12 protein-coding genes are annotated in these 15,214 nt (G+C 69.6%); 8 read left to right on the top strand and 4 right to left on the bottom strand.

What is annotated here, in order from left to right; all coding sequences use genetic code 11:
- Positions 1–4: 4 nt before the first annotated feature.
- On the top strand, positions 5–424 hold the full coding sequence (locus tag KRR26_RS12185) for a hypothetical protein (protein ID WP_120209729.1): 420 nt from the start codon (positions 5–7) through the stop codon (positions 422–424).
- Here the strand turns inward: KRR26_RS12185 and KRR26_RS12180 are convergent.
- The gene (locus KRR26_RS12180) at positions 421–1,347 is read right to left on the bottom strand and encodes a DMT family transporter (RefSeq protein WP_236068523.1); all 927 of its coding nucleotides are present in this window, start codon (positions 1,345–1,347) and stop codon (positions 421–423) included. The genes KRR26_RS12185 and KRR26_RS12180 overlap by 4 nt on opposite strands.
- Before the next feature lie 439 nt (positions 1,348–1,786).
- Here KRR26_RS12180 and KRR26_RS12175 point away from each other — a divergent pair, with 439 nt between their 5' ends.
- Positions 1,787–2,272, top strand: a complete 486-nt coding sequence (locus KRR26_RS12175; protein WP_120209588.1) for a ferritin-like domain-containing protein — start codon at positions 1,787–1,789, stop codon at positions 2,270–2,272.
- A 57-nt stretch (positions 2,273–2,329) separates the two neighbouring features.
- Positions 2,330–3,712: a formimidoylglutamate deiminase gene (gene hutF / locus KRR26_RS12170; protein ID WP_120209589.1), complete on the top strand. Its 1,383-nt coding sequence runs from the start codon at positions 2,330–2,332 to the stop codon at positions 3,710–3,712.
- 257 nt (positions 3,713–3,969) lie between these two features.
- Here hutF and KRR26_RS12165 read toward each other — a convergent pair whose 3' ends face one another.
- Complete coding sequence (locus KRR26_RS12165) at positions 3,970–4,266, bottom strand: hypothetical protein (protein WP_217079876.1); 297 nt, start codon at positions 4,264–4,266, stop codon at positions 3,970–3,972.
- Positions 4,267–4,385: 119 nt separating this feature from the next.
- Here KRR26_RS12165 and KRR26_RS12160 point away from each other — a divergent pair, with 119 nt between their 5' ends.
- From KRR26_RS12160 to KRR26_RS12145, 4 genes are all read left to right on the top strand, one after another.
- Positions 4,386–5,858: a hypothetical protein gene (locus KRR26_RS12160; RefSeq protein WP_120209590.1), complete on the top strand. Its 1,473-nt coding sequence runs from the start codon at positions 4,386–4,388 to the stop codon at positions 5,856–5,858.
- A 99-nt stretch (positions 5,859–5,957) separates the two neighbouring features.
- On the top strand, positions 5,958–7,451 hold the full coding sequence (locus tag KRR26_RS12155) for a hypothetical protein (protein ID WP_217079875.1): 1,494 nt from the start codon (positions 5,958–5,960) through the stop codon (positions 7,449–7,451).
- Positions 7,452–7,520: 69 nt separating this feature from the next.
- Entirely contained in the window at positions 7,521–8,663 is a 1,143-nt protein-coding gene (gene argE, locus KRR26_RS12150; protein ID WP_120209592.1) for an acetylornithine deacetylase, read from the top strand.
- A gap of 25 nt (positions 8,664–8,688) precedes the next feature.
- The gene (locus KRR26_RS12145) at positions 8,689–9,267 is read left to right on the top strand and encodes a flavodoxin family protein (protein WP_120209593.1); all 579 of its coding nucleotides are present in this window, start codon (positions 8,689–8,691) and stop codon (positions 9,265–9,267) included.
- 4 nt (positions 9,268–9,271) lie between these two features.
- On the opposite strand, the gene mfd is transcribed toward KRR26_RS12145, so the two are convergent.
- Positions 9,272–12,853: a transcription-repair coupling factor gene (gene mfd, locus KRR26_RS12140; RefSeq protein ID WP_120209594.1), complete on the bottom strand. Its 3,582-nt coding sequence runs from the start codon at positions 12,851–12,853 to the stop codon at positions 9,272–9,274.
- 209 nt (positions 12,854–13,062) lie between these two features.
- On the opposite strand from mfd, the gene KRR26_RS12135 reads away from it, so the two are divergent.
- Positions 13,063–14,571 (top strand): PAS domain-containing sensor histidine kinase, encoded by a 1,509-nt coding sequence (locus KRR26_RS12135; protein ID WP_233577402.1) that lies wholly within the window; start codon positions 13,063–13,065, stop codon positions 14,569–14,571.
- A 22-nt stretch (positions 14,572–14,593) separates the two neighbouring features.
- Here KRR26_RS12135 and KRR26_RS12130 read toward each other — a convergent pair whose 3' ends face one another.
- The gene (locus KRR26_RS12130) at positions 14,594–15,214 is read right to left on the bottom strand and encodes a pilus assembly FimT family protein (RefSeq protein WP_120209595.1); all 621 of its coding nucleotides are present in this window, start codon (positions 15,212–15,214) and stop codon (positions 14,594–14,596) included.

The following is a 15,214-nucleotide window of genomic DNA, read 5'->3' as shown; positions in this document are numbered from 1 at the left end:
GGACATGGACGAGCAGCGGGAGTGGACCTTGGGGGGACACCGGGCCTGGTTCGAGGCTCCGGACATTCTCTGGGCACGGTTCAATGGCCCGACCGACGAGGAGTGCTCGCGTTGGTCGGTGGGCATCTACCGGGAGCTGGGGGAGCGTCAGCGCTTCTACCTGGCGGCGGACATCGGCAACTCGATGCTCAGCCCGGAGTCACGCAAGTACCTGGTGGAGCACTCGAAGGCGCGGTGGTTCCACGCCATCGTCTACATCGGGGCGGGGCTGGAGCAGAAGGCCGCGACCAAGAGCCTCACCGTCGCGTCCATGCTCAACGGCAACGAGCCACATGACGTCCACTACGCGGACACGGCCGAGCAGGCCCGCGAGTGGATCGCCGCCCACCGCGCGCGGCGGGCGCCACAGCAGAAGACGGGCTAGGTCCCCGAGACCTCCGCGCGCTCCGAGGCGGGGGGCTCCGCCGGAGCCGCGTGGGCCTCGGGCGCCGCGCGATTGGCCAGCGCCGCGCTGGTGAGGATGAGCACCCCGCCCACCAGCAGTGAGGACGTGAGCGGCTCATCCAGCACCACCACGCCCAGCCCCACCGCCACCAGCGTGTCCAGCAGGGCCATGGCGCCCAGCGCGGTGAGCGAGATGCGCGGCAGCAGCCAATACAGACACTGATACGTCAGCACCGTTCCGCCCAGCGCCAGGTAGAGCAGCGCGCCAATGGCCCGAGGCGTCCAGTGCGCGGGCTGCCCCTGCTCGAAGAGCGCGGCGGCGCCCAGGAGCAGCACGCCGCTGCTCAGCGCTTGCCCGAAGACGAGCACGTGCGGAGGGACATGGCTCATGTGCTGACGCACCAGCACGTTGGCCACCGCGACGAGCGCCGCGGCCACCAGGGTGATGAGGCCGCCCAGAAGCGCCGTGCCCGACATGTTCAGCGAGCCGAGCTGCGTGTGCTGGAGCACCACCACGCCCGCGAGCCCCAGGCCCGCGGCCACCAACTTGCGCGCGGTCAGCGGCTGGTCCGGCATGAGCACGCGCCCCACGAGCAGCAGCCACACCGGGAACGTGGAGAAGAGCAGCGCGGACCAACTCGAGGGAATCCACTGCTGCGCGATGAAGAGGAAGCCGAAGGGGATGGTGAGCTGTAGCAGCCCCAGTCCCACGATGCGCCAGCCCGTGCGGGCATCGAGCGCCGCCCCGCCCGCTCGCGCGAACGGCAGCAGCGCCAGCCCCGCCACCAGCATGCGCGTGCCCACGAAGCGCAGGGGCGGCAGGTCCTGCAACCCCACCTTCACCACGGCCCAGGTCGAGCCCCACAAGAGGAAGCAGATGCAGTAGGCGAAAGCGATCTTCATCGGGCTCGCGGACTTCGCGGGCCCCCCGGCGGTGGAGGCAGACATGCGCGGCGCGGGAGTAACACGCGGCCCCGGGGCATGCACGGTGGGATGTCACGCGCCGCCCCACGCTCGGCTCGCTCACGGGGATTCCGGGGCGTTCTGGGTTGATGCGCCCGCAGCTCAGAGTGCGTGCCGCGATGCGCGGGTTCCTTCGTCGCGCGCGGGTCGTGGCGGCACCGTGGTTCAGCTGTTCGGGGGGCCTCGCAACGCAAGGGCGCTTGCCTCCAGGCTCGCCGCTGACGCGGATGGGGGCGGGCCTGCCTGCCCATCCCGCTCGGCCGCCAGGCCCTGGGCCGACCTGAGTCTGGCCCTCGCGGGAGGGTTGGCCGTGTGCTGCTGGCTCCTCACATTGTCGAGAGCCTGAGGGCCTGGATGAGCTGACGAGAAGGAGTGGGTGATGGCCGAAAAGTCCGAAGTGGCCCGACTGCGCAGCCTGGCCCAGCTCGACGCGGATGCCGTGGGTGCCTATGACGCAGCCATCTCCCGCATCGCCGAGCAGCTGGTTCGTGAGCGTCTCAACGACTTCCGCATCGACCACGCTCGGCACGTGCAGGACTTGAACGCCGTCATCCTCCAGTTTGGCGGTGAACCCCTGGCGCTGCGGCCGGACCTCAAGGGGACGGCGATGAAGGGCCTCACCGCGATGACGAGCATGATGGGCACCGAGGCCGCGCTGGTGGCCATGCTCGGCAACGAGGAGTACTCCAACCGCGCCTATGAGCTCGCGCTGCGCTTCGATTGGAGTCCCGCGGTCCGGGGCCTCATCGAGAAGCACCGCGAGGACGAGCGACGCCACGTGTTGTGGATTCGGGACGCGGTGCGCACCCGCCCCTGGGAGCGAGAGCGGGCCCCGGCCGCGGAGGGCGAAGAAGCAAGCGCCTGACGTTCCCGGCGCGCGCCGCTGCTGCGCGGCCCCAGGCCCTGGCATACGCTGCCGCGCGTGAGCGACATCACCGTCTACCAGCCGGATTTCCTCTACACCGAAGGTCGCCTCCAGGCGGGCCGCTCCCTGGCCGTGAGCGCCCAGGGAGACATCCTCGCGGACGCGGGGCCTGGGGCTCGCGTGGTTCGCCTGCCGGGGCGCGCGCTGTTGCCGGGGCTCGTGAACGGCCACTCGCATGCCTTCCAGCGGCTCATCCGAGGCCGCACGGAGTACGTGGCCGGAGGACGTGGACAGGATGACTTCTGGTCCTGGCGCGAGGCGATGTACCGCGCGGCGGAGGCCCTGTCGCCCGAGGAACTCCACGTCGCGTCGCGACAGGTCTTCCTGGAGATGGCGCTGGCGGGCATCACCTCGGTGGGGGAGTTCCACTACGTCCACCACCAGCCAGACGGCACGCCCTATGTGGACCGCAACGAACTGGCGCACGCGGTCATCCGCGCGGCCCGGGACGTGGGGCTGCGCATCTGCCTGTTGCGCGTGGGCTACGCGCGCGCGGGCCACGGCGTGCCCCCCAATCCGCGCCAGCGTCGCTTCATCGACCCGGACGTGGACACCTTCCTGTCCACCACCGAGGCGCTGGCGAGCGCCGCGCGCGCAGACTCCGCGGTGAGCGTGGGGCTGGCGCCGCACAGTGTCCGCGCGGTGCCACGCGCCTGGCTGGAGGCGCTGGCGCGGTCGAGTCCGCGTGGCATGCCGGTGCACATGCACGTGGCGGAGCAGCCCAAGGAGATTGAAGCCTCGCTGGCCGAGCATGGACGCCGGCCCACGGAGTTGCTGGCGGACGTGGGCTTGCTGGGGCCCTCGTTCACGGCCGTGCATGGTGTGCACCTGACGGACGAGGAGGTCTCGATGCTGGGGCAGTCCAAGTCCACGGTGTGCGCGTGCCCGTCCACCGAGCGCAACCTGGGAGACGGCATCGTGCCCGCGGACGCTCTGGTGGCGGCGGGCGCGCACGTGAGCTTCGGCTCGGACAGTCAGACGATTGTCGACTTGCTGGACGAGGCGCGGCAGGTGGAGCAGCACTTGAGGCTCGCCCGCTTGCGCCGCGCGGTGCTGGACCCGGGCTCGGGCACGATGGACGGGTTGGCGTCGCGGCTGCTCGACATGGCGACGGTGGAGGGGGCGCGGAGCTTGGGAATGCGCACGGGGAAGTTGGAGCCGGGGCGTCCGGCGGACTTCTTCACCGTGGACCTGGAGCACCCGTCCCTGGTGGGGGCCGACCCCACGTCATTGCTGCCCGGCATCATGTTCGGCGCGTCGTCGGGGGCGATCCGCGACGTCGTGGTCGCGGGTCGCAGCGTGGTGAGCAATGGCCACCATGCGCTGGCGCGCGAGAGTGGGCAGGCGTTCCAGGTGCTCGCGCGAAAGTTGTATTCCTGAAGGAGCTGCGCGAGTCCGATAGGTCCGTCATGGCGCTCGTTGCATCCTCCCGGCCCGATTGGGGGAGGATGCATGCGAGCCATGGTCGCGCTGCTGGGAGCGCTCGTCGGTGGCTCGCCCGGATGCGCCGCGCGACAAGACCTCAGTGATTCTCCGGAGCGAGAAGCCCTCTCCGATTGTCCGTTGGAGGAAGTCTGGCCCTCGGTGCGCCAGGACTTCACGGACGCGGGGCTGCACTTGCGCCAGGACCCGGGCCGCTACGTCCTGGTGACGGACTGGCGCGCGGAATTCGGCGGCTCGAAGGTCGCGGGCTTCTGGCACAGCACCATGGTGAGGGGGAAGCGCGAGCCGCCCACGCGCGGCAAGCGGTGGAGCATCCGGGTGACGCGCAGCGCGGACAAGGCGTTGTCGCGTGCGGGCAAGGCGCTGGGCTGGGGTGTGAGCCGCGCGGTGACGGGGAGCGCCGACGGATGCGGGGGGCTGGCGTCGTCCGTATCCGGAGGGGCGCGGCAGCGACGCCGTGGCGAAGTCGTCCCTCGGAGGAGGCTGCTCACGGGAGCCCTTCCGAGGCGCGCTGATTCGCGGGCGCGAGAAAAGACATCCGCGTGCGCGATATGCGCAGGCCCATCCAGCGTTGAGGTTCTTACGGGGCCGCGCCAAACGGAGGCGACAAATGCGTTTTGTGTCGATGCTGGCAGTGGCGGTGGTCTGCCTGCTGTCGGGATGCGCCGCGCGTCAGGGCGGCTTGGAGTATCCCGAACGGGAGGCCATCTACGACCGTCCGCTGGAGGAGGTCTGGCCATCGGTGCAGCAGTACTTCACGGACGCGGGGCTGCACTTCCGTCAGGACAAAGGCAGCTACGTGCTGGTGACGGACTGGCGCGCGGAGTTTGGGGGCTCGAAGGTCGCGGGCTTCTGGCACCGCTACATGGTGATGGGGAAGCGCGAGTCGCCCACGCAGAGCAAGCTGTGGGTCATCCGCGTGACGCGCAGCGCGAACAAGACGCTATCGCGCGCGGGCAAGGAGCTGGACTGGGGTGTGAACCGCGCGGTGACGGGGCGCGCCGACGATGACTTCATGGGGATGGCGGACCTGGAAGACCGCCTGGAGGTCCCCACGGGTGACACGGGCATCTCCGCGGAGTCGGCGCAGGGCCAGCGGGACATGGTGCTGGAGTGGAAGGTGTACGACGCCGTGGCGCCGAAGCTGGTGAAGAAAGCGGAGCCGGCGAAGCCGAGTGGCGCGGCGGTGGCTCAGGCGACGGGCACGAAGGTGCCGCGCGAGCTGACCGAGTGCGGTCTGCCCATCGCGGGATTGGGCCGTCATGTGCGGGCCGGGAACGTCCTGCTTTTGGGGGAGCTGCACGGCACGCAGGAGGTGCCGCGCTTCATCGCGCAGGCGGCGTGTCAGGTGGCGTCGGCGGGGGTGAAGGTATCGGTGGGGTTGGAGCTGCCGGTGGAGAACGAGGGACGGATGGAGACGTTCCTCGCGAGCCAGGGGGAGGAAGAAGACTGGCTGAATCTGATGGACGCGGGGTTCTGGCGCAGCCCGTATCCGGATGGGCGCGGCAGCGAAGCCGTGGCGAACATGCTGGAGCAACTGCGGCTGTTGCGAGCGCAGGGGCTGGACGTGAAGGTGTTTGTCTATGACCACCCGAAGCTGAATGGCCAGGCGCGCGAGGATGCGCTGACGGCGACGGTGATGGAGCGGGTGAAGCACGACGCGGACCGCTTCCATCTGGTGGTGAGCGGCAACGTGCACTCGCGCCGGGAAGCGGGGCTGCCGTGGGACGAGAGCTACCGCCCCATGGGGCTGCTCTTGAAGGAGAAGCTGAAGGGCGTGGTGTCGCTGGACATGGCCTACGACAGTGGGACGGCGTGGATCTGCGCCGTGGACCACAGCGGGGTGAAGGACAAGCTGGCGTGCGGTGTCCAGGACGCGAAGGGGAAGGACAATGGAGCGCGGCCCTTCGTGCACGTGTGGGGCGGTGCGAACGCGGCGGGATATGACGGCGTCTTCTACGTGGGGAAGGTGAGCGCCTCGGCGCCTGCGGTGATGCGGGGGCTGGGCAAGCCCGGGGCGGATGACAACTCGAACCTCCCGACGTCAGGCCAGTCCTCTGTCGCGGCCATCATCGGCCACTGAGTCGGGTTTCGGAAAGAGAGAGGGACCCAAGGGCACCGATATAGAAAAACGCTCGTGTCGTTCCTGGGGTTGAGGGGCCGCGCGAAGGGGAAAAGACAGATGCGTTCTGTATCGGTGCTGGCTGGGGCAGTTCTCTGCCTCCTGGTGGGATGTGCCGCGCGCCAAGGAGGGCGTGACTACCCCGATCGTGAAGCCATCTACGATCGTCCGCTGGAGGAGGTCTGGCCATCGGTGCAGCAGTACTTCACGGACGCGGGGCTGCACTTCCGGCAGGACAAAGGCAGCTACGTCCTGTTGACGGACTGGCGTGAGGAGTTCGGCGGCTCGAAGGTCGCGGGCTTCTGGCATCGCTACATGGTGATGGGAAAGCGTGAGTCGCCCACGCGCGGCAAGCTGTGGATCATCCGGGTGACGCGCAGCGCGAACAAGACGCTGTCGCGCGCGGGCAAGGAGCTGGACTGGGGTGTGAGCCGGGTGGTGACCGCGGGAATTGACGGGAGAGAGTCCGGCGGCAACGACAACCTGGGGTCGGGGTACGCCTTGATGGCGGACGAGGAGGATCAGTTCTCTGTCCCCACGGGTGACACGGGCATCGCGGCGGAGTCGGCGCAGGGCCAGCGGGACATGGTGCTGGAGTGGAAGGTGTACGACGCCGTGGCGCCGAAGCTGGTGAAGAAAGAGGAGCCGGCGAAGGCGAATGGGGTGGCGACGGAGCAGAAGGCGGCCCGGGAGCTGATGGAGTGCGGTCTGCCCATCGCGGGACTGAGCGCGCAGGCGCAGGCGGGGAGGGTGCTGTTGTTGGGCGAGCTGCACGGGACGCAGGAGGTGCCGCGGTTCATCGCGCAAGCGGCGTGTCAGGCGGCAGCGATGGGCGTGAAGGTGTCGGTGGGGTTGGAGCTGCCGGTGGAGAACGAAGGGCGGATGGAGGCGTTCCTCGCGAGCAAAGGCGAGGAGGAGGACTGGCTGCGCTTGATGGACGCGGGGTTCTGGCGCAGCCCGTATCCGGATGGGCGCGGCAGCGAAGCCGTGGCGAACATGCTGGAGCAGCTGCGGCTTCTGCGGGCGCAAGGGCTGGACGTGAAGGTGTTTGTCTATGACCACCCGAAGCTGAATGGCCAGGCGCGTGAGGACGCGTTGACCGCGACGGTGCTGGAGCACGTGAAGCGGGAGGGGGACCGCTTCCATCTGGTGGTGAGCGGCAACGTGCACTCGCGCCGGGAAGCGGGGCTGCCGTGGGACGAGAGCTACCGTCCCATGGGGCTGCTCCTGAAGGAGCAGCTGAAGGGCGTGGTGTCGCTGGACATGGCCTACGACAGTGGGACGGCGTGGATCTGCGCCGTGGACCACCGAGAGGCGAAGGACAAGCTCGCGTGCGGCGTCCAGGATGCGAAGGGGAAGGACAATGGAGCGCGGCCCTTCGTGCACGTGTGGGGCGGTGCGAACGCGGCGGGGTACGACGGCGTCTTCTACGTGGGGAAGGTGAGCGCCTCGGCGCCCGCGGTGATGCGAGGGCTGGGCAAGCCCGGCGCGGATGACAACTCCGTCTTCCCCTCGAGGGCGGAGGGCCGCGCGTTGGCCTGCCTGCTTCACTGAGCGGGGGGCCTCCGGGGGGCTGGCGTACCGCGACGAGCGGTGGCATGAGGCCTCTCGGAGGTCGTCCCCATGAGCGACACGCTGCCCGCGCTGCGGGCCATCCTGACGGACCTGGTGGCGTTGGACACCACTTCCTCGCGCCCCAATGCTCCGCTCATCGACTATGCGCAGGCGAAGCTGGAGGCCGCGGGCTTCTCCTGCGAGCGGCAGCGCTACACGGACGACGCCGGCGTCGAGAAGTTCAACCTCGTCGCGGTGAAGGGGGGCTCGGGCCGCGCGGCGCTCGCGCTGGTGGGCCACTCGGACTGTGTCCCCTTCGACGCGGCGTGGACGGATGCGCTGCGGCTCACCGAGCGCGACGGTCGCCTCTATGGGCGTGGCGCGTGTGACACCAAGGGGTTCATCGCGTGTGCCCTGCACGCCGCCACGCGCGTGGACGCGGCCCGGCTCACCGCGCCGCTGATGGTGGTGCTGACCGCTGACGAGGAAGTGGGCCTCGTGGGCGCCAAGAAGCTCGTGCAGGCGGGACTGGGGCGCGCGCGGCACGCCATCGTCGGAGAGCCCACCCGGCTCGTCCCGGTGCGCGCCAACAAGGGCTACTGTCTCGCCGAGGTAGAGGTGCTGGGCAAGGAGGGCCACAGCGCCTACCCGGACACGGGGGCGTCGGCCATCTTCCGCGCGGGGCGGTTCCTCCAGCGCTTGGAGCAACTCGCCACCACCGTGCTGCGCGAAGAGGTGGACGAGGGCTTCCAGCCGCCGTTCACCACCGTCAACGTGGGCGTCATCCAGGGGGGCAAGGCGAAGAACATCATCCCGGGCGCATGCCGCTTCATCGTCGAGTGGCGCCCCATTCCGAACCAGCCGCCGGAGCGCGTGAGCGAGCTCCTGGAGCGCATCCGTCAGGAGTTGGTGCGCGACGAGCCCGCCTTCGAGGCGCACATCCGCGTGGTGCGCACGGACCGAGGCGTCAACACCTCGGCGGACGCGGAGGTCGTTCGCTTCCTCGTGGACGCCAGCGGCCACGCCCCTGAGACCGTCCCCTTTGGCACCGAGGCCCCTCAGCTCACCCAACTGGGCGCGGAGGCCGTCGTCTTCGGTCCCGGTGACATTCGCGTGGCGCACCAGACCGGTGAGTACGTCCCCGTCGAGGACCTGGTTCACTGCGAGGCCGCGCTCGCGCGCGCGGTCGAACATTTCTGCTGCGCGCGCTGAGCCCGCCCTTTAGCTAAAGACACGCATGAGCCAGTCCACTGAGTCCCCGCGCCGCGTCCTGTTCCTCCTCTCCAGCGGCCGAGCGCAGGGCAACGCCGAGCAGCTTGCTCGCCACGCGGCGAAGTCACTGCCCGCCAACACCCAGGCGGATTGGGTTCGCCTGGATTCGCTCCAGGGCGAGCCCTTCCTCGACCTCCGCCACACGCCCGCGGGCTACTCGGCGCCGGGGCCCATCGCGAGCGCGCTGGCCGAGCACACCCTGGCGGCGGACGAGCTTGTCTTCGTGGCGCCCGTGTATTGGTACAGCCTGCCAGCCAGCGCGAAGCTCTACCTGGACCACTGGTCCTGGTGGATGCGGCGCCCGGAGTTGCGCTTCCGCGAGCGCATGGCGGGCAAGGTGCTCTCGCTCATCACCGCCCACTCCAGCGAGGACGAAGAGGGCGTCGAGCAGCCGAGCATCCTGACCCTGAAGCTGAGCGCCGACTACCTCGACATGCGATGGCGAGGCGCGCTCGTCGGCCATGGCAACCATCCGGGCGACGTCATGAAGGACGCGCCCGCGCTGGCAGCCGCGGAGCGCTTCCTCGTTCAGCCGGTGCGCTGAGCCTTCACGCCTGCGGCAGCGCGCAGGTGTGAAGGTCGCGCAGCACCTTCTTGGCCTCGACCACCACGTCGTGCCCCTGCGCCTTCTCCGGAAGGCGCACGATGAGCTTCATGTCCGGGGTGAGCCGGTACACGCCGCGCGAGCGCTGGACCAGCATGGCCACCTTCGGGCCATCCAGGAGCGCGTCTCCGCTCAACGTCACCACCAGCCGCCCTGGGCCCGCCTCGAGGCCGCGCAGCCGCAGCTCGCGCATCTCGATCTTCAACAGGGTGACCTCGGACAAGGTGTCCACCTCGTCGGGCGCCTCGCCGTAGCGGTCCACCAGCTCGGCGCGCAGGTCGGTGACCTCGTCCGGGTGACTGGCCTGGCTGAAGCGCTTGTAGAACACCAGTCGCTGGTGCACGTCGCTCACGTAGTCGTCGGGGATGAGCGCGGACATCATCAGATTGATGTCCGGTTCAATCTGCACCTTGAGCGGCTGGCCCTGCAGCTCCGCCACGGCCTCTTCCATGAGCTGCGCGTACATGTCGAAGCCAATCTCCGCGATGGCTCCGGACTGCTTCTCGCCCAGCAGGTTGCCCGCGCCGCGAATCTCCAGGTCATGGCTGGCGATGGAGAAGCCCGCGCCCAGCTCGGTGAAGTTCTGGAGCACCTCCAGCCGGCGCTGGGCGTCCTTCGTCACCGCGCGCCCCGGCACCAGCAGGTACGCATACGCGCGCTCCTTGCTGCGGCCCACGCGGCCTCGGAGCTGGTAGAGCTGCGCGAGGCCGAACTGGTCCGCCCGGTTGACGATCATCGTGTTGGCACTGGAGATGTCGATGCCGCTCTCGATGATGCTGGTGCACAGGAGCACCTGGAACTTCTTCTCGGTGAACTCCAGCATCACCTTCTCGAGCTGCCCCTCGGCCATCTGTCCGTGCGCGACGCCGAAGGACACGTGCGGCACCAGGTCCTTCAAGAGCTGCTCGATGGACGGGAGCGACTCGACCCGGTTGTGCACGAAGAACACCTGCCCGCCGCGCGCAATCTCTCGCTCGATGGCGTCCTTGATGACCTGGTGCTCGAACTTCATCACGAAGGTGCGGATGGCGCGCCGGTCCTGGGGCGGCGTGGCGATGATGCTCATGTCGCGCACGCCGGACATGCTCATGTGCAGCGTGCGAGGAATGGGCGTGGCCGTGAGCGTGAGCACGTCCACCTGCGTGCGCAGCCGCTTGAGTGACTCCTTCTGCTTCACGCCGAAGCGCTGCTCCTCGTCGACGATCATCAGGCCCAGGTCCTTGAACGTCACGTCGCCCGCGAGGAGCTTGTGCGTGCCAATGAGGATGTCGACCTTGCCCTCCTTGGCGCGCTTGAGGATGTCGCGCACCTCCGGCGGCTTCTTGAGTCCGGAGATGACCTCCACCGTGACGGGGTAGTCCTTGAAGCGCTTCTTGAACGAGAGGAAGTGCTGCTGGGCCAGCACCGTGGTGGGGACCAGCACCGCCACCTGCTTGCGATCCAACGCCGCCTTGAACGCGGCGCGCATCGCCACCTCCGTCTTGCCGTAGCCCACGTCGCCGCAGACGAGCCGGTCCATCGGCTCCGGCTTCTGCATGTCCGCGAGCACATCCTCGATGGCCTTGGCCTGGTCGGGCGTCTCGTCGAACTCGAAGTCCGCTTCGAACTGCGCGAAGTAGCGGTCCGGCGCCTGGAAGGCGTAGCCCGGGTGCGCCTTGCGCGCGGCGGCGATTTGCAGGAGCTCCGCCGCCATCTTCAGCAGCTGCTCCTTGACGCGCTTCTTCGTCTTCTCCCAGCTCGTGGTGCCCAGCTTGTCCAGTTGCACCGTCTCGGGATTGCCGCCGGTGAACTTCTGGATGAGCCGCATGCGGCCCACGGGCAGATAGATTTTGTCCCGCCCCGCGTACTCGAGGACGAGGAAGTCCCCGGGCACGTTGTTCACCTGCATCTTCGTCAGGCCCGCGTACCGGCCGATGCCGAAGTCGGAGTGGACGATGAGGTCCCCCTCCTTCAGGTCCCCGAACCCCGCCGCGAACGCATCCAGCTTCTTGCTGCGCTTGACGCGCCGACGCGCGCGCACGCCGAAAATCTCTTCGTCCGCCAGGACGGCGAGTCCGCCGCCACCATCCACGAACCCCTGGCTCACCTCACCCGTGAAGAGGTGGGCCCACACCGCCGGGTCGTACAGCGCCTCGGGGTCGCCGAGCGGCTCGGTGTGCAGCTTCACCATCACGCCGCGATCCAACAGCAAGCGCTTGAGCCGATCCGCCTGACTCAGGGTGCCGCACGCCACCACGCTGGCCACGCGTGACTCGCGCCACTGGCGCAGCCGGTCCACCAGCGGCGTGAGCGCTCCCTCTTCGCCGTGGTGCGCGAGGATGGCGTCGCGCAGGTCGTGGGTCGAGCCGAACTGGAACAGCACCGGCGGCTCGCCCTGCATGAGGGACAGGCCGCCTCCCTCCAGGACGCGGAACGGCGTGAGCGCCTGCGCCACCTCGGCCGCCGCGAGGAAGTGCGTCGCGGGCGGGTAGGCGAGGTCCTGTCGCTCATCCGCGGCCTGGGCGGAGCGCTCCAACTCGCCCCACAGCTCCACGCCCGCGCGCTCCAGCGCCACGGGGTCATCCAGGTAGAAGACCGGCGCCTCGGCCCACGCGCGCAGGTAGTCGAACACGGTGGTGAGGCCGCCCTCGAAGAAGCCGGGCAGCAGCCCCTCCAAGCCGAAGCTGGGCAGACCGTCGCGCAGCGCCTCCAGCCGCTCGCGCAGCTTGATGGTGGGCAGGTTGATGCGGTCCGCGACCTCGCGGGCGGCGGCCTCCGCGCGCGGACGCGTCTCGTCGGTGAGGAGCGCTTCTCGCGCGGGAACCAGGTCCACGGCCTTCAGTGCGTCGACGGTGCGCTGGGACTCGGGGTCGAACGCGCGGATGGACTCGATGGTGTCGCCGAAGAACTCCAAGCGCACGGGCTTGTCGTAGAGCGGGCTGAACACATCCAGCAGCCCACCGCGCACGCTGAAGGTGCCCACGTCCTCCACGAGCGGGCTGTTCTGGTAGCCCATCCGCGCGAGCTTGAGCGCCAGCGCGTCGCGATCGAAGTCCTGCCCCACGCAGATGCGCTCGCTGAGGGCACGCACCACCGCGGGAGGCAGCACGCGGCGATACAAGCCGCGCAGCGACAGCACCAGGGCGGGGAAGCGCGTGCCCTGGCCCAGGTGGTAGAGGGCGCCCAGGCGCGCGGTGACGGTGGCCGCGTCGGGAGACAGCTCGTCGTAGGGGAGGACCTCGTCGGCGGGCAGCCGGAGCACCTCGGGCGCGAGCAACGTTCCGGGGCCTCCCAGGAAGAAGGCCAGGTCGCTGGCCAGGGCATCGGCGGACTCCTCGTCCGCCGCCACGCACACCAGGGGCGCTCGCAGCTCGCGGTGGAGTCGCGCGAGCAGGTGGCCGCGCGCGGCGCCCTTCAGGCCTTGTGTGCGAACCCTGCGCCCAGGGCGCAGGCCCTCGAGCAACTTCGTGAAGGAGTCACCTGCCACGGCCGGCACTCCACCGCGTGCCGTGTCCGCATCCCGCTTCTGAGTGAAAGGACTGTCCATTCGAGGACCCCCCGAGGGGGGCCCCGGGTAATTAGGGCCCGGGTCCGGCGAGGTCAACGACGGATCGGACTGTTCGCCATGCAGCGGGGAGAAGGACCTCTCGGCCGCTTGTGTCCGACATCCGGCAGGGTCCCGTGGGACGGATGGCTGGGGCGAGGGCGTGGCACTACCCTGGTCTCGGTATCCGTGCCGTGGGGGCCACGCCAACCATGCATTCCGGTCGTGGAAACATCGCTCGTCCGGAGACGTGGCACGAGCCCGTGGCCTCGGAGGCGGTGGTCGTCCTGCGGAGCTTGTGGTCTCCCGAGGGCGGCATCTTCGACTTCGAGTGCGTCTCCGCCAACACCTACGCCGAGGCGTGGCTGGGCCGCGAGGACGCGCCCCTGTTGCGCCGGCGACTCGCGGCGGAGGTGCCCTGGGTCCGCGAGTGTGGCCTGTTCTCCGCCTGCGTGCGCGTGGCGGTGCGAGGCGCGCCCGAGTCCTTGCGGCTGTCTCGCCAGTCACCCGTGGGCACGGTGTGGCTTCAGGCCCGCGTGGCGCCCGGCAAGGATGGCGTGGTGGTCTTCCTGGAGGACCTCACGGAGCGGATGGCCTCGGAGGAGGCCCTGCGGCGGGACCACGCGCTTTTGCACGCCGTCATCGAGAGCGCCACGGACGCCATCTACGTGAAGGGCCTGGATGGGCGCTACGTGCTCATCAATGGCGCCACGGCGCGCGCCTTCGAGCGCCCCGCCCAGGAGATTCTCGGCCGCACGGACGAGGACCTGCTCGGCGAGGCGCAGGCCCGGGACGCGTGCGAGCATGACGCGGCGGTGCTCGCGTCCGCGCGCACGGCCACCTACGAGAACTCCGAGGGCGGCCCTGGCAGCGGTCGCGTGTGGCAGACCACGAAGGGCGTCCTGCGACGGCGCGATGGCACCGTGTATGGCCTGTTCGGCATCAGCCGGGACGTCACCGCGCGTCGCCGTCAGGAGGAGGAGCGCGAGCAGGAGGCGCGCTATCAGGAGCGCTTCATCGGCGTGCTGGGGCACGACCTGGGCAATCCCCTGGCCGCGGTGCGCCTGTCCGCCGCGGCGCTCCTGGCGCGGGCCTCGCTCCCGCCCGAGGTGCGTCGAGGCGTGCAGCGAATCGACGGGAGCGCCGAGCGCATGGCGCGGCTGGTGAAACAGCTGCTCGACTTCACCCGCGCGCGCATGGCCGGAGGCATCCCGCTGCGTCCCACCGAGATGTGTCTGGAGGACGTGTGCCGGCGCATCATCGCGGAGCTGGAGCCCGCGCACCCCGAGCGGGGCGTGGATCTCCAGGTGCGGGGCGAGTGTCGCGGCATCTGGGACGAGGAGCGCCTGGCCCAGGTGCTCTCCAACCTGGTGGGCAACGCGCTCCAGCACAGCGTGGAAGGCTCGCGCGTCCGCGTGTCGCTCGAGTCGAGTGACACGCTCTTCCAGCGGATGGTGGTGCACAACATGGGGCCGCCCATCCCCGAGTCGCTGCTGCCGTCGCTGTTCGAGCCCTTCCGCAAGGGAGGGGCCGAGCCCGGCCAACCGCACCCGGTGCGCGGGGGCCTGGGGCTGGGGCTCTACATCGTGTCCCAGATTGTCCAGGCGCACGGCGGGCGCGTGGACGTGGCCTCGTCCCAGGAGCACGGGACGTGCTTCAGCGTCACGCTGCCTCGGGTGGCTCGGCCCGCGGGGGTGGTGACCTTCCCGCGAGGCGCGTGAAGGCGCTCGCGGGACGCACCGCTCACGGCGTGGTGCAGGCGGTCTCGGGGTGCGTCGCGACGTACTGGGAATCGCAGTCCAGCACGTTGGACAGGCCGGTGAGCGGCTCCACGGACAGCACGGACCGAGCCCGGTTCGACGAGAAGAGGAACCGCGCGGTGATGGGGCCGATGGCGGCGTTCTGCGGGCAGGCCATGTTGGTCACCGCGCGCCCCGTGCCCGGCAGGAAGCACAGGCCGTTGAGCTCCGTGGCCGTCATGGTGCGCGGCAGCACGATGTCCTGCCCCACCTCGTTACAGCAGGTGGCGTTGGTGCGGCAGGTGGTGCTCAGGCACGCGGCCATGGGGCACGTGCCGTTGTCCCAGGTGTTGCCACACGCGAGCCGCTCCCAGCGCGCCACGGTGCGCTGGCTGCCGTCCGCCTGCGCGACGTTGTTCTCCACCACGATGCGCACCGGCTGATTGGTGGCGATGGCGCGTTGCCGAGCCGCCAGCGCGGAGGACCAGAGCGAGCGCGTCGCCTCGTTCTCGCGCTGGTTGATGAGCTGCGTCTGGAAGTTCACCACCGCCACGCTGGTGAGGATGCCGAGGATTGCCACGGCGACCATGATTTCCAGCAACGTCATTCCACGCACGGACTTCAT

The sequence above is a fragment of the Citreicoccus inhibens genome (assembly GCF_019039035.1).
GTDB lineage: Bacteria > Myxococcota > Myxococcia > Myxococcales > Myxococcaceae > Citreicoccus > Citreicoccus inhibens.
This window is presented reverse-complemented; position numbering and strand designations above follow the sequence as displayed.

What these genes read in the sequence shown, in the direction of transcription:
- KRR26_RS12185 (WP_120209729.1), top strand. Translation starts at nt 5, where the DNA reads ATGGACGAGCAGCGGGAGTGGACCTTGGGGGGACACCGGGCCTGGTTC.
- KRR26_RS12180 (WP_236068523.1), bottom strand. Translation starts at nt 1,347, where the DNA reads ATGAAGATCGCTTTCGCCTACTGCATCTGCTTCCTCTTGTGGGGCTCG.
- KRR26_RS12175 (WP_120209588.1), top strand. Translation starts at nt 1,787, where the DNA reads ATGGCCGAAAAGTCCGAAGTGGCCCGACTGCGCAGCCTGGCCCAGCTC.
- KRR26_RS12160 (WP_120209590.1), top strand. Translation starts at nt 4,386, where the DNA reads ATGCGTTTTGTGTCGATGCTGGCAGTGGCGGTGGTCTGCCTGCTGTCG.
- KRR26_RS12155 (WP_217079875.1), top strand. Translation starts at nt 5,958, where the DNA reads ATGCGTTCTGTATCGGTGCTGGCTGGGGCAGTTCTCTGCCTCCTGGTG.
- argE (WP_120209592.1), top strand. Translation starts at nt 7,521, where the DNA reads ATGAGCGACACGCTGCCCGCGCTGCGGGCCATCCTGACGGACCTGGTG.
- KRR26_RS12145 (WP_120209593.1), top strand. Translation starts at nt 8,689, where the DNA reads ATGAGCCAGTCCACTGAGTCCCCGCGCCGCGTCCTGTTCCTCCTCTCC.
- mfd (WP_120209594.1), bottom strand. Translation starts at nt 12,853, where the DNA reads ATGGACAGTCCTTTCACTCAGAAGCGGGATGCGGACACGGCACGCGGT.
- KRR26_RS12135 (WP_233577402.1), top strand. Translation starts at nt 13,063, where the DNA reads ATGCATTCCGGTCGTGGAAACATCGCTCGTCCGGAGACGTGGCACGAG.
- KRR26_RS12130 (WP_120209595.1), bottom strand. Translation starts at nt 15,214, where the DNA reads ATGAAGTCCGTGCGTGGAATGACGTTGCTGGAAATCATGGTCGCCGTG.